The sequence below is a fragment of the Empedobacter sp. UBA7620 genome, from assembly GCF_002484185.1.
Lineage (GTDB): Bacteria > Bacteroidota > Bacteroidia > Flavobacteriales > Weeksellaceae > Empedobacter > Empedobacter falsenii_C.
Genome location: NZ_DLJI01000002.1, coordinates 109,181 through 130,988 on the forward strand (window position 1 = coordinate 109,181; position 21,808 = coordinate 130,988).

The following is a 21,808-nucleotide window of genomic DNA, read 5'->3' on the forward strand; positions in this document are numbered from 1 at the left end:
AACAAATTACAAAAAACACGAATAACAACAAAATGAATTATTTTTCGAAGATTGAAAATTTTATTCAAAACATCAATTACACCATCAGTTACAAAGACGAAAAAGAAGGTGTTTTTATGATTGAAAATTTATTGGATGGTGTTCAAAATCTGATTGTAGGAATTGCACCACCTGTCATCATTTTCGAGTTGTATTTATTTACAATTACAAATGATAATCTGGAAATGCTAAAAGCGTTGTTGATGAAAAATCGCGATATCATTCATGGTGCTTTTGCAATAACAGAAGACGGAAACAAAGTTATTTATCGTTACACACTTCAAATTGCGAATCTTGATCAAAACGAATTTGAAGCAACGTTAAACTCTTTGAGTTTATTGATGAGCGAATATTCTGCTCAATTAATCGAATTTTCTAAACAATAAAACAATATCACTATGAATATTTTCAAACGTATTTTTAGAATTGGACAAGCAGAAATACATTCGGTTGTCGAAAAAATGGAAGACCCAATTAAAATGACTGAACAAGGAATTCGCGAAATGCGCGACGATCTTAATCAATCATTAGAAGCTTATGCAAAAGTAAAAGCGATGGCAATTCGTTCGCAAAATAGCGTAGACAAAAAGAAAGAAGAAGCGGCAGATTACGAACGAAAAGCAATTCTTTTGTTAGAAAAAGCTGGGCGAAGTGAAATTACAGTTGAACAAGCCGAAAGTTTAGCGAAAGAAGCTTTGGGCTTAAAGAAGCAATTGTTAGAAGAAATTACTGAATTAGAAAATCAAGTAATTATTCATGAAAAATCTGCAAATGAAGTCCATAAAAATGTCGAAGTTCTAAAATTCAACATTAATAAATGGGAAAATGAATTGACAACGTTAAAAGCGCGTGTAAAAGTTGCTGATGCGACAAAACAGGTAAACAAACAAATGGCAAAAATTGATGCAAATAGCACAATTAGCATGTTAGAACGCATGAAAGCCAAAGTAGAAGAAGACGAAGCGCTTGCGCAAGCTTACGGAAGTTTGGCGGATAATTCGAAAACAGCTGATGATGAAATTAATGAAACCTTGAAAGGAGATTTGATTCAAAATGAATTAGAAGCTTTGAAGCTAAAAATTCTATCGAAAAATCAAGAATAAATCACTTTTTATAGTGAGTTTTATTTCTTTAAAATAATAGAACTTAATCATTTTTAATTTTGAAACTATATGCCAAAATTTGAATACAAAACAATCGAAATAAAAGCTGAACAAGGAATTTTCAAAGTCTCTATCGACCAAGAATATTTAGATAAATTATTGAATCAATACGGAGCAGAAGGCTGGGAATTAACCTCCTCTACTCCATTGTCAAATAATGGAATAACTTACAGAATTTATTTTACCTTTAAAAGACAACTTTAACACTAAAAATCAACGCTAATGAGCGAAATTTTAAACCTTCTTTTCAATCCATTGGCCAATGGAATTATGACCATTCTGATGGGATTTTCTCTCGTCTATTGGGTGTTTCAATTGTTGGCTGGTGACGGAATTGACCTTGGAACTGATTCAGATTTTCATATCGGAGACATCAATGATGTTGATGCGCACCACGAAATTGACGCCGATCACGATGCTGATGCTGACGTGCATCACGAGCCAGGTTTTTGGGCAAAATGTTTAGAATTTATCAATGTTGGTAAAGTTCCGTTAATGGTAATTATTACCTTGTTCAAATTTATCAGTTGGGTGATTACCATTATTTCTTCGATTGTTTTTGGATTAAGCAAGTTAGGATTGTATTCTGTTTTAGTTTTAATTCCAGTTTTCATCATCGCTTATTTTATGATGCATTGGATTACAAAACCACTCGTAAGAGTTTATGCAGAATTAGGCTATCACGGAGAAGACGAAACAGATTTTATTGGAAGAGTCGGAAAATCGAAGTCTAAAATCACTGGTGATAAAATAGGTTCTGCTGAATTTCAAATCGAGAAAGATATTATTACGCTTAACATCAAAAGTCAAAATGGCGAAGAAATTAATTTTGGTGACACCATTATTATTACTGACGAATCGCCGTCAAATCATTATTATTTCGTCATCAAACACATTACTTTAAACAATATTTAACCTAATTATGATACTATTATTTCAACTTACTTCGTTTATTATCGAAGATATTTTAACCTTAATTATTAACTAAATCAATCAAAATATAATAAAAATCTCATGACAAATTTTATTCTTTTAGCAGTTGGTGTCATCGTTTTCATCTTTATTGCTTTCATCGTCGTTTTAAGCGTTTTCTATAAAAAAGTTCCGCAAGGAAAAGCCATCGTTCGTACTGGTGTTGGAGGTTCGCAAGTAGCATTCAACAAAGGAATGTATGTAATTCCTGTTTTCCATAAAATGGAAATTATGGACATTTCGATCAAAAAAATTGACATTGCGCGTCAACAACATGATGGATTAATTTGTAAAGACAACATTCGTGCAGATATCAAAGTTGCATTTTTTGTTCGAGTTAATAAATCGGTGAATGATGTAATCAATGTTGCACAAAACTTAGGAACAGAACGTGCATCAGAACCAGAAACATTAAAAAGTATTTTTGAAGCAAAATTCTCAGAAGCCTTAAAAACAGTTGGTAAAAAATTCGATTTTATCGAATTATACGAAGCTCGACGTGAATTTAGAGATGAAATTTTAAATATCATCGGAACAGATTTGAATGGATATATTTTAGATGACTGTGCGATTGATTATTTAGAGCAAACTGAATTACAATTTTTAAGTCCAGACAATATTTTAGATTCTGAAGGAATCAAAAAAATCACTGAATTAACGGCTCAACAAAATATGAACGCCAATTTAATTCGTCGTGAAGAAGAAAAAGTTATCAAAAAACAAAACGTTGAAGCGCGCGAAGCTATCTTAGAATTAGAACGTCAATTAGCAGAAAAAGAAGAGCGTCAACGCCGAGAAATCGAAAATATAAAAGCACGCGAAGAAGCAGAAATTGCAAAAGTTCGTGAAGAAGAACGTCTAAAAGCTGAATCTGTTCGCATCACAACAGAAGAGCAATTGGCGGTACAAGAAGAAAATAAATTGCGTCAAATTATTATCGCAGAAAAAAATAAAGTTCGTACTGATGCCATCGAAACAGAGCGTGTAGAAAAAGATCGTGCATTAGAGCAAACAGAACGTGAACGAATTGTGACTTTAGCGCAGATTGATAAAGAAAGATCAATCGAAGTTGAGAAGAAAAATATCCAAGGCGTTATCAAAGAACGTGTTCTTTTAGAAAAAGGCGTGATCGAAGAGCAACAAGGCGTGAAAGACGTTGAAGTTTACCGTGAAGTTGAACGTCAGAAACAAGCCGGAATTATTGCTGCATCGCAAGAAGCGGAAGAGCGTTTAATCGAAACTGTAAAAGCTGCGGAAGCATCTAAAATTGCAGCAGAACAAGAAGCTGCTCGTCAAGTTATCGAAGCTGATGCTCAAAAACAAGTTGCAGAACGTAAAGCACAAGAGTTATTAATTGATGCGGAAGCGAAAAAAGAAGCATCTGCAAAAGAAGCGGAAGCGCGTAAAATTATTGCAGAAGCACAAGCGAAAGAAGAAGCTGCAATTGGTTTATCTGAAGCAGAAGTAATGGTTGCGAAAGCAGAAGCGGAAGAAAAACAAGGAACTGTAGAAGCGTCTGTTATCGAGAAAAAAGCGGAAGCGTTGCGTAAAGAAGGTTTAGCGCAAGCGGAAGTTGTACGTGAAAAAGCGTTGGCAGAAGCGAAAGGAATCGAGGAAAAAGCAGAAGCAATGAAGAAATTGGACGGTGTTGGAAAAGAGCACGAAGAGTTCAAACTTCAATTACAAAAAGAAAAAGACATCGAATTGGCTCAAATAAACATTCAAAAAGATATTGCTGGAGCGCAAGCTGAGGTGTTATCAACTGCATTAAAATCTGCAAAAATTGATATTGTTGGTGGAGAAACGATGTTCTTCGAAAATATTGTCAAACAAGTTTCGAATGCAAAAGGTTTCGATCATTTAATCGACAATTCTAAACATGCAACAGATATCAAAAATGCGTTGATTGACGAAGATGGTGGAAGCGATTTAGCTGGAAAAGTGAGAAGTCTTGCCGATAAATATGGTATTTCGTCAAACGACATCAAAAACTTAACAATTACTGCTGCATTAATTAAATTGCAGCAAGCTGCTTCGGCTTCTGGAAACAACGAAGACACAGGATTTATCAATTCTCTTTTCGGAATTGCGAATCAATTAGGTGTTTCAAATAAAAAAATAGGTTAATACAACCTATTGTACATTTTGAATTAAAATTCGTCAATTCGAGTGATTTTTAGAAATGAAATGAATAAAAATTGTATCGAGAATTAAGTCGAATTTTATCTTCCAAAACCTTATTCTCGATACAAAATTCTAAAAGAATTTCACTCGAATTGACGGTTTTATTGATAAAATCATCAAAATGTACAATGGTTTAATTTATTAAACAACAATAGAGTGATTGAAATTTTACCGTTTCAATCGCTCTTATCAACACGTTTAATCACCTTTTAGATTTTAATTTAATGCAAGAAGAAAAAAATATTAACGTTACCGAAACGCTTGATGCAGGCGCGTACGAAATCATCCGAAAAAGACTTCTTACACAAAAAGATTTTCTTTCGGAAAGATTAACGAAATTGAACGAAGCTCGTAAAGAGGTGTTCAATTCTACCAATTTTGCATTAAGCGCAAACCAAAGAATTACGACAGAAAACACTTGTATTTCACGTGGAATTATCGCGTTCGATAAATTATGTATTTTTGGGTACAACGTCCATTTCGGTTTACGCACAGACATTCAGTTGAGCGATGTTTTTAGTATTTATCTGTTTCAAGAAAATCAATTTATTCCTCAACCTCTCGACTTAATAAACGATCAGAATTTCTTTACAGATTTTCAGAATTTGTATAAATATTACCGCGATTCTATCTTTTCTAAATTTCGTAGAACAGATAATTATTTATACATGGTTTTCCAAACCAGCAAAAGCGCACAAGATTTAAAAGCGTTTAAATGGTTAATCAAAGACGGAAAATTAATTTATCAAGATGATCGCAGCATTCACGAAGTAAAAAAAGCGGATCAATTTGATTTCGAATGGCAAAAAACGTCAATTGATGATCGTCGATTAGGGAAATTTCCACATATTTCTATTTTAGATAAAATTTTTATCGAAGCGATTGGTGGCGATATTACATTCAAAATTGAAGATAATACAGATTCTGGAAAAGGAATTTTCACTGAAAAAGTTACGCATTTAGATCAACAATTAGACGATGCTGAATATTATTACGCCGATTTAGGAAATCTGATTGCGGTTAAAATCAAACCGTTTCAAGAAGATTTTAGAGCGTATATTTACAATGTTCGCACCAAGGAAGTCATCAATATTCCTGCGCTTTTGGACGCGGCTGTTTTGTTGCCAGACAATCAAGGTTTGATTTTTTCGAATGGCTATTATTTACAAAACGGAACCTATCATATTTTCGAAAATAAGTTAGATAATTTTCAATTTTTCCGTCGTATAAATTCTCCAAACGGAGAAGACTTTATGTATATTTTCAATCAAGATGAAACCAATACATACATTCTTTTATCGTACAATATCATTCAACAAAATGTCGAAACACCTATTGTTTGCAATGGTTTCACAATTTTTAAAGACGGTAGTTTAATCTATTTCCGTACCGAAGAAGAAGCAACGCGACATCATCAAGTTCAAATTTGGGAAACGCCTTATGTCGAGCGTTTGGTGGAAAATCAAGAAAAAACAAATCATCCATTATACAAAATTGGAAACAAAGACATTGTAAAAGCAATGGCTGAATCTCAAGAAGTTATCCAATTAATCAACAAAGAAGATTCGTACGAAGGTCTGTATGAGGACATTGTAAAAAAAGCGAATAATATTGTTGATGGATATTTTTGGATCAATGACAAAGATACCTTTGAGCTTGCGATTCCTTTGTTAGAAATCAAAACGGTTGCCAATACAGCGATTGATGAATTTGAAAAAGTCCAAGTTCAGAAAAAATTTGCGCAAGAAACGTTAGAAAAAACGGAAGAATCGATTGAAGAAATCGTTTTCAAAGTAAATAGTACAACGTACAATCAATTGGATTTATTGGTTGAACATTTGGCTGAAGCGCGTAAAATTCAAGGAAAAGTTATTGATTTACGTTCGATTCGCTATATCAATTTAGAGCGCGTTCAAGAATTAGAAAATCAATTGCAAGAAGTAAACGAAAATTTATCAACCAAAACAATTGAGTTTCTTTTATTGGATGAAGCGCTGATTCCGTACGAAGAAAAAGTTGCGGAACAGAAAAATTTAGTGGCTTCTATTGAGAAAGTTGTTGATGCGAAAATAATCGAAGAAGCGTGTCTTAAAATTGCTTCCGAATTAGAATTATTGATTGATATTCTGAATAGTTTAAAAATTGAAGATGCCACGCAAACGACAAAAATTATTGAGAAAATTTCTGTCATTTTTGCTTCGCTTAACGAAGTTCGTGCACAATTAACACGTCAAACTTCTGCGTTAAAAAGTAAAGAAGCTGTTGCCGAATTTTCTGCTCAAATTACGTTGTTAGAACAAAGTGTGGTCAACTTTTTAGAGTTATCAACAACTGCCGAAAAAACGGAAGAATACAATACAAAAATCATTGTTCAGCTCGAAGAATTAGAAAGTAAATTCTCTGATTTTGATGATTTCGCTTTAAAAATTGCAGATAAACGTGACGAAATTATCAAAGCGTTCAATTCAAAACGCGAACAATTGGTTGAACAAACCAACAAACGCACCAATTCTTTAGAGCAAATTGGTTTGCGTGTCTTGAAAAATATCGAAAATAAATCCAAAACTTTTTCAGAAAAAGAAGAAATTTTAGCGTTTTATTCTTCGGATTTAATGATTGACAAAATGCGTCAAATCATTCAAGAATTAAAGGATTTAAAAGATGTTTCGAAAGCCGAAAATCTTGAAAATCTCTTGAAAAAATCGCAAGAAGATACGCTTCGTGTTTTACGTGATAAAACTGAACTTTTTGTTGATGGACAAAATATTATTGCACTTGGACAAAATAAATTTACGGTCAATACGCAGCAATTAGCGCTAACTTTGCTGAATCGTAACAACGAATTATTTTATCATTTAACAGGAACAAGTTTCTATCAAAAAGTTAAAAACGAAGAAATTTATCGTTATCAAGATATTTGGAATCAAGAATTTGTTTCGGAAAATCAATTGGTTTATCGCGCTGAATATTTGGCTTATCAAGCTTTTTTAGCGAGAAATCAAAAAGATTTCGATGCTGAAAAATTCATCAATCAAATCATTGAACAAAATTATTCGGAAGGTTATATAAAAGGCGTTCACAATTTTGATGCGTTGCGAATTTTCACTGAATTAGTAAATATTAATTCGAAATTGGATGTCTTACAATTTGATGCTCAAACACGCACAACTGCTCAAGTTTTTTGGCATTCATTAGAAAAGAATTTACAAGAAAAATTGAACGCGATGATTAATTCAGCTCAATTAATTTTGAAAAATTTTCCGAATTCAAATCGTTTTGAAAATATTCTAAATGAAATCAAATCGCTTTTTGAAAATTGGGAAACTGAATGGGATAAATCGCAAACCTCATCAGAAAAAATTGCCAATTATTTATTTACAACTTTCACGAAATATCAAGCTTTTTCGATGAGTAGAGAAGCTGAAACTTTTCGAAATGAATTTGTAAATTATTTAGAAAAAAATAAAAATTCGGATGATTTCAATGCATTGATTGCAGATGAACAATTTTCTTCAACAGAGAAATTTTATTTGATCGAAAACTGGATTCATTCTTTTATAGATGAAAACGAAAATTATTCGTCATATAGAAATGTGGTGAATGAAGCGGCGACAATGCTTTTATTTTCGAAAGATCAATATCATATAAATGATGGAAATCCTATCATCAAAATTGAAGATTTGAAAGGAAATCATGCTGTAATTGTTGAAGGAATTTATACTCAAAATTATCATGAAATCATTTCGAAATTAGAGCATTTTTCAACTGTTGATGTTCCAAATTTTAAATCATTCCAAAAGCTAAAAGAAGAAATTTCTAAATCGTATGAAAAAGATTTAAAAATCGCAGAATTTGAACCAAAAGTTTTGACATCATTTGTTCGAAATAAATTAATCAACGAAGTTTATTTTCCTTTAATCGGAAATAATTTAGCCAAACAATTGGGAACAGCAGGCGAAAACAAGCGCACCGCACGTATGGGAATGTTGTTGTTAATTTCGCCTCCAGGTTATGGAAAAACGACGTTGATGGAATATTTAGCCAAAACAATGGGCTTGCATTTTGTGAAAGTGAATGGACCTACAATTGGACATAACATTACGTCAATCGATCCAATCGAAGCCAAAACTTCTGGAGAAAGAGAAGAATTGAAAAAGATCAATCTTTCGTTTGAAATGGCTGATAATGTAATGTTGTACTTGGACGACATTCAACATTTGAGTGCAGAATTTTTACAGAAATTTATTTCATTAGCTGATGGACAGCGAAAAATTGATGGAATTTTCGAAGGAGAAAGTAAAACCTACGATTTACGTGGAAAACGTTTTTGTATTGTAATGGCTGGAAATCCATATACGGAAAGCGGTTCTAAATTTCAGATTCCAGATATGTTAGCCAATCGTGCCGATGTATATAATTTGGGTGATGTAATTGGTGATACGGAAACTTTGTTCAATTTAAGTTTGATTGAAAATGCGACAGGCGATAATCCTTATTTGGATAAAATTGCTTCAAAAAGTTTAACCGATTTTTACAAGTTAGCAAATTTTGTAACCGAAAATCAAGAACAACTTCCAAATTTGGAAGGCAATTATTTGAAACAAGAAATTGACGATTTTATTGCTGTTTTGAAACATGTGATTAAGATTAGAAATATAGTCGTAAAAGTCAATCAAAATTATATTGCAAGCGCAGCAATGCAAGATGATTACAGAACTGAACCGCCTTTCAAGATGCAAGGTTCGTACAGAAATATGTCAAAATTAGTTTCGAAAATTGTTCCGATGATGAACGAAAAAGAAATTAATGAAACGATTTTGGCGCATTACGAAAGTGAATCTCAAACGTTGACAACAGATGCAGAATCGAATCTTTTGCGCTTAAAAGAAATTGCAGGTTTGATGACTTCCGAGGAAAAAGAACGTTGGGAAACGATAAAAGCAACGTTTGTCAAAAACAATAAACATGGCGGCTTGAATAAAGACGATAAAGTTTTTTCTCAACTGCTCGAATTCAATGAAAATTTGGAAGGAATTATCAAAGCAATCTTGAAAAAGTAATATTAAAACTGCTCAAAATGAGCAGTTTTTTTTACATTTAACCTCAACCAAAACATTTACTATGAAAAAAATAACCTTTCTTTTTGTACTATTTAGTTCAATTTTTTCCTATTCTCAAGACACGATTTTCATTAATCATAGAGGCGATACAATTTCAGGTAAAGACTTAAGTAAATTAGAAAAAAAGCGAACAACAAAAAAAATAGTTCAAAACAATCAACTAAAATCCGTTATCTATTCTAATTTTTTAATTAAAGAAAAACCTCAAGCTTCTTACACTGGGATTTTTCAAAATGGAAAACCTTATGATGGATATTTCATCAATAAGATTATTCTGAACGAAATTCCTTTAGTTGATTTTTACGAAAAAGGCGAACTAAAATATCAGTATTCTTTTGATTTTTTGAAGCAATTAGATAATTATCAATTTTATGAATATGATCAAAAAAGTGTCTACAAAAATGGCAAAATTGTAGACGGTTTTGAGTTTTTCGATAGCGAAGAAGGTTTTTTAATTCGAATTGGATATAAAAATGAAAAGGCAAATTACCTTGAAATGAATCTTTTCGCAATGCACGCTTTTAACCGATTATCATTTGATTATAATGGAAAAGAAATCGTGGTGAAAGATTTTGAGAAGCAAACTTCAATCAAATTAACAGAAAAAAATAATGGCATTTTTGCAGAAGTTTTTGATGAAAACGGAAAATTGATTGTCAATAATCAACAAAAAGAAGTACAAAAAAGTTCACCTAATTCTACTACAATTTTTAAAATAGAAAATAATCAACTGAAAGAAGAGAACATATCTCCAGAGAGTTTAAACCCTTTAATCGAAAAAGTTTATAAAGAAATCAACCCATTAATTGTGTTGATTTATTCTGCTGTTGCATGTAATCGAACGATGAAAATAGATGATTTGTTTAATCAATTTGCAGAAATTTTTAAATCAAATAATATTCAAAAATTATTTTCTCAAGAATCATTTATAGAAGGTCCAAATAAAGTGCTTTCAAGTTTGAGTTATAATAAAAATGGAAATCCTGATTGGGGAATTAAAATTTCTGAAACAGAAAAAAAGTATTTGGTTGAATTTTATAAAGAAGGAAAAGTGACTTTTACTAAAAAAGTAAATTCTATCGACGAAGTTCAAGAAACGATTAATTCTCTTTTAGTAAAACCTGAAGAAGAATAAACAAAGCCGCTCATTGAGTGGCTTTATTATTAATTAAATTTATCTCCTCTGAATATTTTCACAGGATTTCCTCTTGCAATAGACGTTTGATTGTTCCATTTTTCTTGAACCAAGTCCTTCAATTTATTGGTTTCAAATTCTTGTAATTTCAATAACAAACGTGTTGTTGCAATTTTTTTGTTCTGATGTTGCGAACGCGAATCCATCGAAACAACAGAAATTCCACTTGGTTGATGCGTTGCACGAACAGCCGAATTTACTTTGTTTACATTTTGTCCACCATTTCCAGAACTTCGCATTGTTTGGTAAACAATTTCATTTGGATTAATTGAATTTTCTTTCGGAATTTCTAATTCAAAACAACCAATAAACCAGTTTTTTCGTTGATGAAATTTTCGATACGGACTTTTACCAATCCATAAAATTGTTCCAATCCATAAAATTGTTCCAATCCAAGGTATCAAAAATGTGTTTAAATCATTCCCTTCAAGTTCTATAATCACAGATGAAAGTTGATTAAAATCTTTATCAATTTCTCTTTCGATTACGTCAAACTTAATATCGGATTTTGTGCACGCTTCCGAAAACTTTTTAAAAACATTAGTTACCACAAAATTGCATTCTGCAGGTCCTCTACCCGATGTAAGTTGAATAATTTTTTTCATCATCATTATTTATCCATTCGTACAATTTTCGGCGTAAAAGTTCCCAACACTTTCACTAATTCGGTTTGTAAATTCATCACCGTTTTGATGTTTTTATACGCAAATGGCGCTTCATCAACACTTCCTCCTATCAGCTCAATTTCTGCATCTTTCAATTGTGCATTCATAAAGCTTTTGGTAATCGTTGATTTACATTTTGCACGTGACATTTTTCGTCCCGCACCATGCGAAGCCGAATTAATACTCGATTCATTTCCCAATCCTTCGACAATATAACCGTTCGCGGTCATCGAACCTGGGATAATTCCTAAAACTCCTTCTCCAGCTGGCGTTGCACCTTTGCGATGAACAATTCGTTCCGTTCCATCAACCATTTCCTTCCACGCAAAATTGTGATGATTTTCGATGTTAAAAACGATACGTTTTCCTATAGCTTTCGCAATTCTTCGGTGAATATCGTCGTGACAAGCCTTTGCATAATCTCCTGCCAAATTCATCGCAGCCCAATACTCTTGTCCATCGTGCGTACCCAAATCCAACCAAGCCAAATGCTGAACTTGTTTCGGAAGCGGACATTGTTTCGCCGCCAAATATGTGTAATATTTTGCAATATTTGCACCCAAACCACGCGAACCACTATGCGATAAAACAGCCAAATATTCACCTGGAATCAAGTTCCATTCTGGTTTTACCTCGTCTAATTTTACAATCCCAAACTCAACAAAATGATTCCCTCCGCCCGAAGTTCCCAATTGTTGATAAGCTTTTGTTTTCAAACTTTTCAAGATTGGAATTTCATCAAAAATAGAACGTTCAAAAATTTCGTGATCAGCTTTTAATTTATGCGTTTCATACATTCCGAATTTGGTATGATCTTGCAAAATCTGAATCAATTGATGCGATTTTCCTTTCAAAAAACTGGCTGGTAAATCGTAAACCGAAAGACTCATTCTACAACCAATATCCACACCAACTCCATACGGAATCACCGCATTATCCGTCGCCAAAACGCCACCAATCGGCAATCCATAACCTGAATGTGCATCTGGCATCAAAGCGCCTTTTACCGAAATCGGCAATTTCAACGCGTCATACAATTGAAATTTTGCTTGTTCATCAATTTCATTTTCACCAAAAATCGAAAAAGGCGAACGCGTCGTTTTCAATTCTTGTAATCTAACCTCAACTGGTTTTATCAATCCTTCCGCAACTTTTCCCCAAATTCCGTGACCAATGTACTTTTCTGGTTCGAGTAAAACTTCTTTTGCTTCGTTGAGAATCGTTTGTTTCTTTTCTTTTTTTCTGTATCGATGAATTTGCCCAATTGCAATATTGATCGAATTATTTTTTGGAAAGCCTAATTTTATGAAGTCCTTTCCAGAGATTTTATTTCCCATGATTAATGTCTTTTAGATAGCTGATGTTCTTGTTCTATCAGCATTTCAGCGATTTCTGTCGCCGAATTTTTGTTGTTAAAAAATTTCCTTTTGGTAAAAGGGTTTTTAAATTTTGATTTTCGTTCATACGAATAACCCCCTCCAACTATTTTTTTCAAGAGGATTCCTTGATTTTTATACTTATCAAAAAAGTGATCGATTTGTGCTTCTTCGCGCTTCAAATCAATATCAAGTGGTTTGTAATGCGTAATCATGTTTGGTTTGATGATTAATCGAAAACGCCACGGTTGTAGAAATTCATAAATTCCTTTGAAACGTTTTGTTTTTGGATCATACACCTGAATACACGCAAAATATCGACGTTCTTCATCATTCAAAATTGAATGCGAACCTGAATATTCGTAAGGTTGTAATTGTTTCAATTCTTGAATTCTCGGAACATAAATTCGTTTTCCGTTTCGTTTTCGTTTTTTTACAAACTTTCGTGTTTCTGCATATTGAGAGGTATTAATTTTCTTCAGAATTTGAGTAAAAAACTTAATGTCATTTTCCTTTTTAATATCTTCTCTCAATACAAAATAACGTTCGAAACCTTTTTGATACGGCTCTTTTAAAGGAACAAGCGGAATAGCTTTTTGCTCTTTAAAGATTTCTTTTCGACGTTTATATTTATCTCTTACATTTTTTTCTTTTGCTGTTTTTACACTTCTTTTCCTTGCTCTTTTTGTTCGCAAACGAGTAGAAAAGAAAATTGAATCTTCCATAACATGGATTATTTGATTGCAAATAATTGTTTTGAAATAATTAGCGCTAATTATTTCTTCTTCGGAAGTTTTTAGAAGTTATTCTGAATCTAGAATAGAATAATAAAAGAAAAAGCCCGAAGAATCCTCCGGGCTTTTGATATAATAAGTAAATTATTTACGATTTATAAGCACGAAGAATGCTCATTGCAAAATCTGTTGCAATAGCTGAAAACTGATATGTCGTTTCTTTGAACATTTTATTTCTTCGTTATTAAATTGTTATACGTTATGATTTTTATCAGTGCAAATTTAAGTCAATAAAATTCACATTTCCAAATCGTTTGTGAAATTTCACTAAAAATAGGGATAAAAATATTATTGATTTTCAGCATTCATAGTGTCATACAACGAATAAATTTTTAGATTTTGAATTGATTTTTCTCCTGTTATAATACGAGTTTCATTTGGTATTAAATCAAAAAAATTATCATCAAATTGATTGTTTTCGTCCAATAAATAAACATCTTTTGCCAAAACATTTGTCGAAATTTCGAATTGATTATGATTAATCTTTTTAATTTTAATTGTTGGTTTTGTTAAAGCTAAATCTTTCGGTTTTTCGAAGAAATAATTTCTCGAATATTTTTCTCCATTTGATTCAAATTCAATTCGAATAAAAGCTTTAATTGAAGAAGTTCCTTTTAAAATTTCATTAGTTAATTCCGATATTTTAGTAGAAGAATTAGACGAAATCGTTACATCTTTATCATTAGTCCAATGTTGGTTTCCATTAAAATCAATTACAGAAAACTTTGCTTTTCCTTTCAAATCTTTCAATAAATCATTTACGATATAAATTTTGTACACTTTTTCTTCTTTCTCAACTGAAATCAATACTTTTTCGAAACTTCTTTTCACTTGATAATGTAATGCTTTCCAATTTCCTAATTTATCCAAAGACGCCCACGAAGTCACAGGCCAAACGTCATTCAATTGCCAATATAAACTTCCCATATTGTACGGTTTTGCGCGTCGATGTGCCTCAATCGCAATCTGAATTCCGCGCGCTTGCAACAATTGCGAAACGTAGTTATACTGCACAAAATCGGTCGGAACAATATAATCGCGTTGCATATATTCGTTGATTGTTTCCCAACCTTTTGGATGTTTTTGATGCGCTAAAATTGTTGTAGAATTCCTACTCAATGTGTCTTGTCCAGAAAACATAGATATTACGGTTTCTAATGTTGGCATTCCTTGAAAACCATATTCAGAAGCGAATCGTGGAACTTTTTTCTCATACATTTCAAATGGTTCCATTCCCCACCAAACGCCCCAATAATGTGAATCTCCTTGTGTTAAACTTTCTTTTTTTCCCCAACCAATCGAAGGTGAAGACGGCCAATAACGGTTCTCTGATTTTGGTAAAATAGAATCCAAAACATTCGGAATAATATGATGAAAAGTCGTTTGATAATCGTTCCAAATACTCAACGAATCTTGTTTCGACCAGCCCATTTGTTTCTGATATCCCCAATTGTGCCACGCCTCATCAATTTCATTATTTCCACACCAAAGCGCGATAGAAGTATGATTTTTTAGTCGATTCACTTGATCAATTGTTTCTTGTTTTACATTGTTAAGAAAATCTTGATCACCAGGATAAAAAGCACAAGCGTACATAAAATCTTGCCAAACCAATAAACCTTTTTCGTCGCATAATTCATAAAAATAATCATCCTCATAAATTCCTCCGCCCCAAATACGAATCATATTCATATTAGCTTCAACCGAACTATTTATCAGCTTTTCGTAATCATTTTTTGAAACTCGTGAAACAAAATTATCTTGCGGAATATAATTTGCACCTTTCATATAGGTCGGAATTCCATTTATTTTAAAATAAAAACTCGATTCAGCTTTATCTTTTTCTTGAACCAATTCTATCGTACGTAAACCAAATTTCAAATGCTTAGAAACCTGTTCATTTCCTTGTTTAATTTTAAACTGATAATCGTACAAATACTGTTCGCCCATTCCATTTGGCCACCATAATTTTGGATTTTGAATTATTTCATCAATCGAAAAATGATTAATTCCTTTGATTAATTTTTGAGTAATTTTTTTCTGATTAAAAATAATTTCTATAGCTGTGCTTTGCTCTGATTGAATGATGAATTTAAAATTCACTTTCGCTTGTTTTTTTTCTAATTTGACAATTTCATGAGACAACTCATTTAGCTTAAAATTACTCCAAGAAATAAGTTCAATTGGTTTATAAACTCCAGCTGTCACCAATCTTGGTCCCCAATCCCAACCATACTGATATTGCGCTTTTCGAGTAAAAACACGCTCGCCTTCTGGTAATTTATATGGAAGTAAATTTGCTAAACGTTTTCCTTCATTTGACGACGATTTGAATTGTATTTCGAGTAGATTATTTTTATCTTTCAAAAAATCTTTGACCGAAACTTCCCAAATTCGAAACATATTATTCGCATCCAGGATCAAATTTCCGTTCAGAAAAACTTTTGCATAGGTATCCAATCCATTAAATTTTAACTGAATATTTTGTGCTTTTCGTTCAGCATCAGTCAAATCAAAAGAAGTTTTGTAGTTCCAATCTTCGTTTTCTACCCATTGCACTTTTACATCATTAACGTCTTTGTAAGGATTTGGAATGATATTATTTAACATCAAATCAGTATGAACAGAGCCAGGAACCTCAGCTTTCAACCATTTTGAATCTCCTTTTTGTTGAAAAGTCCAATTTTCTGAATTCAAATTTCGAGTCGTTTGAGCAGAAAGTTGAATAAATGTAAAAAAAGTAATAACAAAAAATAGTAATCTCCTCATTTTATGCTGATTTTCATAAAGATAAAAATAGCTTAATAATTCATAAAAAAACAAAAGAGATTGTTTTTAATAATCTCTTTTGTTGAATACATAATATAAACTTCGTTAATTATGGGAATAACGAATATGCTAAACTTAGGTTGATCCGGTTATATTTTAATTTTTCAAAGAATAGGGATTCAGAAAAAGATTCTTAAAATCCCTAAACTATTTATAAAAAATAACCTTTTAAAATAATTTGATGTTCTACCCAATAAATGCAAATTTATCTTCGAATATAGAACCTATGATTGGTAAAGGTTTTTTAACACCATTTGCAGCATTGATAATCCCGATTATCATTAAAATTAAAGAAGCAAATCCTAAAATTCCGATAAAAGGAATATTAACTGCATACATAATAATGTTCAAAAGTATTCCCCAAATAAATGAGAAAATTACTAATCCTAAAGCTTGTTTCAAATGAAATTTTAATAAATCATCTGCTTTATCTTTTCCTATAACGAAAGCTATAATCCAGCCAATAATAGTAATGTACGATACGATTGATAATGTTTTGTTATCCATAGTTATAATTTTGTTGGTTATGTTTTGATTTATTTTCTGATACAAATTTGTTCGAAATCAAAATCAAAAAAAAGTTTAGACTTACTACTTTATTACTACAGTCATAAATATCAATGACTACAGATTAACTACAGATTTAAACAACAGTCTAATTGTCAATATTATACATTTTTATAATTCAGGAAATTTTATAGAAGAATTCTTTTATTTCAAACAAAATTTCCCGATTTTTGAAATATGAAAACTCTACCCACCTACCTATATACTATTTTTTTCGTCTTTTATTCTACGATTTTATTTGCTCAGAATAAATACACTGATAGTTTAAAATCAGAATTAAAAAAATCGACTATTTCTGTAAAATCTAAATTTGATTTACTAAATAAATTAGCAGAATTCAGTAGAACTTCCGATCAATATAAGCAAGCTGACTACTATATAAATGAGCAAATAAAACTAAGTAAAAAAGAAAATAATCAGCTCGAATTAGTGAAAGCTTATGTGCAAAGAGGTGTTTCGTACGAAAATCGACAATTGTTTGAGAATGTGCAGAAATCATTGGATACAATTCAAAATATCACCAAAGATTCAAATGAATTTCTCCCAAAAGCTTATCTAAAATATCTATTAGCCTATCATTATATAAATCTTGGAGAATTTGAGAAAAGTCAAAAAATGGTTTTACAATTTATTGCTCAACTCGAAAAAACGCCTGATGAATATATTCTAAAATCTAAAGCAAATTATCTCCTATATGCGGTTCATGCGACTTGGAATGATGCGAAAAATTCTATTCTATATGCTGAAAAATCGTTGAAATTTGCCGAATTATCATCCGACAAAAATCTTCTTGTCCCTGCTTATGCAAATCTTGGTGTGGCACAATCGTTAAAATATATGGAATCTAAAAATTCTAAGGATTTAGATGAGTTAATAAAAACTAGTAAAAAGGCGGTGCAGATTAGTGAACAATATCAAAATCAAGTTACAAACTACAACTATGCTATTGCTTTACTAAATTTAGCTGATTATCAACGTAATTATACCAAATTAACGGTTAATGATAAAAATGAAATCAAGCAAAATAGTTTCAAAATTATAGAATTATGTAAAACGATTCCGAATTCACAAGAAATTTCTGCTGGCGCATTGGGATTATTGAGTGGTTTGGCAAAAGATGAAAATCAGATAGAACTTGCCGAAAAATATTTGCTAGAAGCTAATATTATTTTGCACACACAAAAAATCAAGAATTTTTATGCGCTTGTTGCAAATTCAACTGAATTAGCCAATTTGTATCAACAAAAAGGAGAATTTCAAAAAGCGTTTGAATTTCAGAAAAAAGCAACTGATTATTCAACAGATTTATACAATCAAGATCAAGCAGAAACTTCAAAAAAATTGGAAGCTCAATTTCAATCAGAACGAAAAGAAGAAGAATTAACCAATTTGGAAGCAAAAAACAAAAGTCTGCAAAAAGAAAGAATTTTATACATCTGTCTTGCTTTTATAGGAATTATTGGTGCGTTTTTTATGTTTCGTTCTTATCATTTCAAACTGCGTTATTCAGTTGGTCGAGAAAATCAACTTAATTCAGAAAAACAAGAAGCACATCTAAAATTACAATTGCAAGAAGAAGAACAAGCCCGAATTTTGGCGGAACAAGAGTTATTAACATTACAACAGCAGAAATTGCAAGACGAAGTTTTGGCTAGTCAACTACATTTGGAACATAAAAATCAAGTTTTAAAAAATCTGAAAGATAAGATTGGGAATGAATCTTCTATCAATTTAAAACAAGTTATGCGAGAAGAAAATTTATTAGATAATGATTTTGAAAGTGCTAAATTTAGAATTCAAGAATTACATCCAAACTTTTTCAAAACGCTAAACGAACATTCTAAGCAAAAACTAACACCTCTAGATTTGAAATATTGTTCGTATATCTATCTTGGTTTAGACACCAAACAAATTGCAACTATTCTTAATATTGAACCAAAAAGTGTACGAATGACAAAGTATCGTTTGAAGCAAAAATTTGGTCTAGTAAAAGAAGATGAATTGTATACTTTTTTCCATCAGATAATTGCTTAAAACAATTATTGTTTTATTACTTTTATAAAAAAATGAAAAAAAATTTATTATTTATTCTACTTACAACAATTTCAACTTTTTGTTTTGGTCAAGAATCTGTTAAATATCCAATATTTCCAGGTTGTAATAAATATAAAACAAATGAAGAATTGAGCAAATGCTTTTCTGAAAAATTATGGTATGAATTGAATGACCAAACCCAAGATTCTAGTGAGGATTTTTTCAAAGAAAATAAATCTGTACATGAGTTAACTTTATATTTTACAGTTAAAAAAGATGGAAAAGTAACAAATTATAGCTTTTCAAAAGATAGTGACGCATTGATTTCAACAACTTATCTTAAACGAATTTCGAAAGTTTTTAAATACTACGAACAAAAAGGTAAAAAAATAATTCCAGCTTCTGAGAATAATAAATATAAAGATTTTACAATCACGTTTAAGGTTAAATATAAAGGTTAAAACTTATTTACAGAGAGTTTTTCAAAGAAAAATGATGATATTACTTATTTTTAACTCAGCATTTCTCACTTCAACTCTCGTTAATTTATTAAAATATAATTCATAATATTTTTCAAAATACTTGCAGTCTGCACGGAAAAGATTATTTTTGCCTATTCGACAAATAGAATATGAAAAATATCCGTAATTTCTGTATTATCGCCCATATTGACCATGGTAAAAGTACCTTGGCCGATCGTTTATTGCAAGTAACAAACACGATTTCTGATCGCGAGTTACAAAATCAAACTTTAGACGATATGGATTTGGAACGCGAACGCGGAATCACAATTAAATCACACGCCATCCAAATGGAATATGAAAAAGATGGTGAAAAATATATTTTAAATTTAATTGACACTCCTGGTCACGTGGATTTTTCTTACGAGGTTTCTCGTTCGATTGCCGCTTGTGAAGGAGCTTTGTTAATTGTAGATGCTGCGCAAAGTATACAAGCACAAACTATTTCTAACCTTTATTTGGCTTTAGAAAATGATTTGGAAATCATTCCAGTTTTGAACAAAATCGATTTACCTTCTGCAAATCCGGAAGAAGTAACAGACGATATTGTTGATTTGATTGGTTGTGATCCCGAAGACGTTTTGCGTGTAAGTGGAAAAACAGGTGAAGGTGTGTTAGAATTGTTACACACAATTATCGAAAAAGTTCCTGCGCCAGTTGGTGATCCAGATGCACCGTTACAAGCCTTGATTTTTGACTCTGTTTATAATCCTTTCCGAGGAATTGAAGCTTTTTATAAAGTGGTAAATGGAGAAATCAAAAAAGGAGATCAAGTAAAATTCATGGCAACCAACAAAAAATATGGTGCCGATGAAATTGGAACCTTAAAACTGAATCAAGTTGAAAAGAAAGTCATTAAAACTGGTGATGTAGGTTATATTATTTCTGGAATTAAGGAAGCTTCTGAGGTAAAAGTTGGAGATACAATTACATTAGTAGAGAATCCTGCAAGCGAAGCTATTGATGGTTTTGAGGAAGTAAAACCAATGGTTTTCGCAGGTATTTATCCAGTTGACACAGAAGATTACGAAGATTTGCGTGCTTCTATTGAAAAGTTACGTTTGAATGATGCTTCATTAACTTTTGAGGCTGAATCTTCTGCTGCTTTAGGTTTCGGTTTCCGTTGTGGATTCTTAGGAATGTTACACTTAGAAATTATTCAGGAGCGTTTAGAGCGTGAGTTCAACATGACAGTAATTACGACTGTTCCTAACGTTTCGTATGAAGCTTATTTGGAGAAAGATCCAGAAAAAATGATTCCGGTTCATAATCCATCTGAATTACCAGATCCATCAGGATTAAATCGTGTTGAAGAACCATATATTCGTGCAGCAATCATTACAAAATCTGAATTCGTAGGTCCTGTAATGAGTTTATGTATTGAAAAACGTGGTGAATTACAATCTCAAAATTATTTAACTCAACATAGAGTAGAAATGATTTTCAATATGCCTTTGGCTGAAGTTGTTTTTGATTTTTATGATCGATTAAAATCTATTTCAAAAGGATATGCATCGTTTGATTATGCCCCTTCTGGAATGAAAGCTTCGAAATTGGTAAAAGTTGATATCATGATTAATGGTGAAGTTGTGGATGCTTTATCTGCCTTAATTCACGTTGATAATGCTTACAATATTGGAAAAAAAATGTGTGAGAAATTACGCGAATTAATTCCTCGTCAACAGTTTGATATTCCAATTCAGGCAGCGATTGGTGCAAAAATTATTGCGCGTGAAACAATTAAAGCGTTGCGTAAAGACGTTACGGCGAAATGTTACGGTGGTGATATTTCTCGTAAACGTAAATTATTAGAAAAGCAAAAAGCTGGTAAGAAGAAAATGCGTCAAATTGGACGTGTAGAAGTTCCACAATCTGCTTTCTTAGCTGTTTTGAAATTGAATGATTAAAATTTTTATATAATTATATAAGAGCTACTTTTTTAAGTAGCTCTTTTTTTTGAACTCACTGTAACAAATATCACAGATATTTTAAAACAATTTAATGAACTTTGATAAAAAAGTAATAATGATTTTAATTCAAATAAATTTTGATTTTCCTATTCAAATGATGGGAGAAAATTTAACAAAAAATGCTCGTTCATTAGCAGAAAGTATAAATACTGAAAAAGGATTCATCTCAAAAATATGGATCGAAAATTCAGACACTGCAAGAAGTGGAGGTATTTATATATTTGACACTTTAGAAAATGCTCAAAATTATGCTGAAATGCATAGCGAACGAGTAAAACAAATAGGAGCAACAAATATCAATGTTGAATACTTTTCTATAAATGAAACTCTTTCCTCACTAAATAATGGGATATAAATAATTATCAAAGCCACTCACAAT

At 31.6% G+C, this 21,808-nt stretch carries 16 protein-coding genes; 11 read left to right on the plus strand and 5 right to left on the minus strand.

Translation table 11 applies throughout. The features are described from left to right. Nucleotides 1-32 precede the first annotated feature (32 nt). From B2217_RS00540 to B2217_RS00570, 7 genes are all read left to right on the plus strand, one after another. On the plus strand, nt 33-425 hold the full coding sequence (locus B2217_RS00540) for a hypothetical protein (protein WP_038332747.1): 393 nt from the start codon (nt 33-35) through the stop codon (nt 423-425). A 12-nt stretch (nt 426-437) separates the two neighbouring features. After that, on the plus strand, nt 438-1,142 hold the full coding sequence (locus B2217_RS00545; protein WP_180905237.1) for a PspA/IM30 family protein: 705 nt from the start codon (nt 438-440) through the stop codon (nt 1,140-1,142). A gap of 69 nt (nt 1,143-1,211) precedes the next feature. Further along, entirely contained in the window at nt 1,212-1,406 is a 195-nt protein-coding gene (locus B2217_RS00550; RefSeq protein WP_038332555.1) for a DUF4177 domain-containing protein, read from the plus strand. 18 nt (nt 1,407-1,424) lie between these two features. Continuing rightward, nucleotides 1,425-2,117, plus strand: coding sequence for an OB-fold-containig protein (locus B2217_RS00555; protein ID WP_114997780.1), 693 nt, complete (start codon nt 1,425-1,427; stop codon nt 2,115-2,117). Between the two features lie 99 nt (nt 2,118-2,216). After that, nucleotides 2,217-4,301 (plus strand): flotillin family protein, encoded by a 2,085-nt coding sequence (locus tag B2217_RS00560; protein WP_280045194.1) that lies wholly within the window; start codon nt 2,217-2,219, stop codon nt 4,299-4,301. Between the two features lie 281 nt (nt 4,302-4,582). Continuing rightward, entirely contained in the window at nt 4,583-9,418 is a 4,836-nt protein-coding gene (locus B2217_RS00565; RefSeq protein ID WP_291121951.1) for a DNA repair ATPase, read from the plus strand. Between the two features lie 61 nt (nt 9,419-9,479). After that, nucleotides 9,480-10,613, plus strand: a complete 1,134-nt coding sequence (locus B2217_RS00570) for a hypothetical protein (protein WP_180905240.1) — start codon at nt 9,480-9,482, stop codon at nt 10,611-10,613. A 29-nt stretch (nt 10,614-10,642) separates the two neighbouring features. Here the strand turns inward: B2217_RS00570 and prfH are convergent, their stop codons facing one another. The 5 genes from prfH to B2217_RS00595 form a co-directional block, all read right to left on the minus strand. Continuing rightward, a complete protein-coding gene (gene prfH, locus B2217_RS00575; protein ID WP_180905241.1) occupies nt 10,643-11,278 on the minus strand; it encodes a peptide chain release factor H in 636 nt (211 codons plus the stop codon). Between the two features lie 5 nt (nt 11,279-11,283). Continuing rightward, nucleotides 11,284-12,675 carry an RtcB family protein gene (locus B2217_RS00580; RefSeq protein WP_180905242.1) on the minus strand — a complete coding sequence of 464 codons (1,392 nt, stop codon included), beginning with the start codon at nt 12,673-12,675 and terminating at the stop codon, nt 11,284-11,286. Between the two features lie 2 nt (nt 12,676-12,677). Beyond that, entirely contained in the window at nt 12,678-13,439 is a 762-nt protein-coding gene (locus B2217_RS00585) for a hypothetical protein (protein WP_180905243.1), read from the minus strand. A 357-nt stretch (nt 13,440-13,796) separates the two neighbouring features. Then, nucleotides 13,797-16,277 (minus strand): beta-mannosidase, encoded by a 2,481-nt coding sequence (locus B2217_RS00590; protein ID WP_291121953.1) that lies wholly within the window; start codon nt 16,275-16,277, stop codon nt 13,797-13,799. A gap of 246 nt (nt 16,278-16,523) precedes the next feature. Further along, nucleotides 16,524-16,844, minus strand: coding sequence for a DUF4870 domain-containing protein (locus tag B2217_RS00595; RefSeq protein WP_180905245.1), 321 nt, complete (start codon nt 16,842-16,844; stop codon nt 16,524-16,526). A gap of 237 nt (nt 16,845-17,081) precedes the next feature. On the opposite strand from B2217_RS00595, the gene B2217_RS00600 reads away from it, so the two are divergent. From B2217_RS00600 to B2217_RS00615, 4 genes are all read left to right on the plus strand, one after another. Then, on the plus strand, nt 17,082-18,938 hold the full coding sequence (locus tag B2217_RS00600; protein ID WP_221414069.1) for a helix-turn-helix transcriptional regulator: 1,857 nt from the start codon (nt 17,082-17,084) through the stop codon (nt 18,936-18,938). Between the two features lie 32 nt (nt 18,939-18,970). Continuing rightward, nucleotides 18,971-19,399 (plus strand): hypothetical protein, encoded by a 429-nt coding sequence (locus B2217_RS00605; protein WP_180905246.1) that lies wholly within the window; start codon nt 18,971-18,973, stop codon nt 19,397-19,399. A 170-nt stretch (nt 19,400-19,569) separates the two neighbouring features. Then, entirely contained in the window at nt 19,570-21,366 is a 1,797-nt protein-coding gene (gene lepA, locus B2217_RS00610; RefSeq protein WP_038332533.1) for a translation elongation factor 4, read from the plus strand. A 94-nt stretch (nt 21,367-21,460) separates the two neighbouring features. Further along, a complete protein-coding gene (locus tag B2217_RS00615; RefSeq protein WP_221408221.1) occupies nt 21,461-21,784 on the plus strand; it encodes a monooxygenase in 324 nt (107 codons plus the stop codon). Nucleotides 21,785-21,808: the final 24 nt, after the last annotated feature.

Bases quoted from the DNA above. Each gene is read 5' to 3' on its own strand.
- B2217_RS00590 (WP_291121953.1), bottom strand. From the start codon at position 16,277: ATGAGGAGATTACTATTTTTTGTTATTACTTTTTTTACATTTATTCAA.
- B2217_RS00555 (WP_114997780.1), top strand. From the start codon at position 1,425: ATGAGCGAAATTTTAAACCTTCTTTTCAATCCATTGGCCAATGGAATT.
- B2217_RS00605 (WP_180905246.1), top strand. From the start codon at position 18,971: ATGAAAAAAAATTTATTATTTATTCTACTTACAACAATTTCAACTTTT.
- prfH (WP_180905241.1), bottom strand. From the start codon at position 11,278: ATGAAAAAAATTATTCAACTTACATCGGGTAGAGGACCTGCAGAATGC.
- B2217_RS00595 (WP_180905245.1), bottom strand. From the start codon at position 16,844: ATGGATAACAAAACATTATCAATCGTATCGTACATTACTATTATTGGC.
- B2217_RS00550 (WP_038332555.1), top strand. From the start codon at position 1,212: ATGCCAAAATTTGAATACAAAACAATCGAAATAAAAGCTGAACAAGGA.
- B2217_RS00585 (WP_180905243.1), bottom strand. From the start codon at position 13,439: ATGGAAGATTCAATTTTCTTTTCTACTCGTTTGCGAACAAAAAGAGCA.
- B2217_RS00540 (WP_038332747.1), top strand. From the start codon at position 33: ATGAATTATTTTTCGAAGATTGAAAATTTTATTCAAAACATCAATTAC.
- B2217_RS00580 (WP_180905242.1), bottom strand. From the start codon at position 12,675: ATGGGAAATAAAATCTCTGGAAAGGACTTCATAAAATTAGGCTTTCCA.
- B2217_RS00545 (WP_180905237.1), top strand. From the start codon at position 438: ATGAATATTTTCAAACGTATTTTTAGAATTGGACAAGCAGAAATACAT.
- B2217_RS00570 (WP_180905240.1), top strand. From the start codon at position 9,480: ATGAAAAAAATAACCTTTCTTTTTGTACTATTTAGTTCAATTTTTTCC.
- B2217_RS00560 (WP_280045194.1), top strand. From the start codon at position 2,217: ATGACAAATTTTATTCTTTTAGCAGTTGGTGTCATCGTTTTCATCTTT.
- B2217_RS00615 (WP_221408221.1), top strand. From the start codon at position 21,461: ATGAACTTTGATAAAAAAGTAATAATGATTTTAATTCAAATAAATTTT.
- B2217_RS00565 (WP_291121951.1), top strand. From the start codon at position 4,583: ATGCAAGAAGAAAAAAATATTAACGTTACCGAAACGCTTGATGCAGGC.
- lepA (WP_038332533.1), top strand. From the start codon at position 19,570: ATGAAAAATATCCGTAATTTCTGTATTATCGCCCATATTGACCATGGT.
- B2217_RS00600 (WP_221414069.1), top strand. From the start codon at position 17,082: ATGAAAACTCTACCCACCTACCTATATACTATTTTTTTCGTCTTTTAT.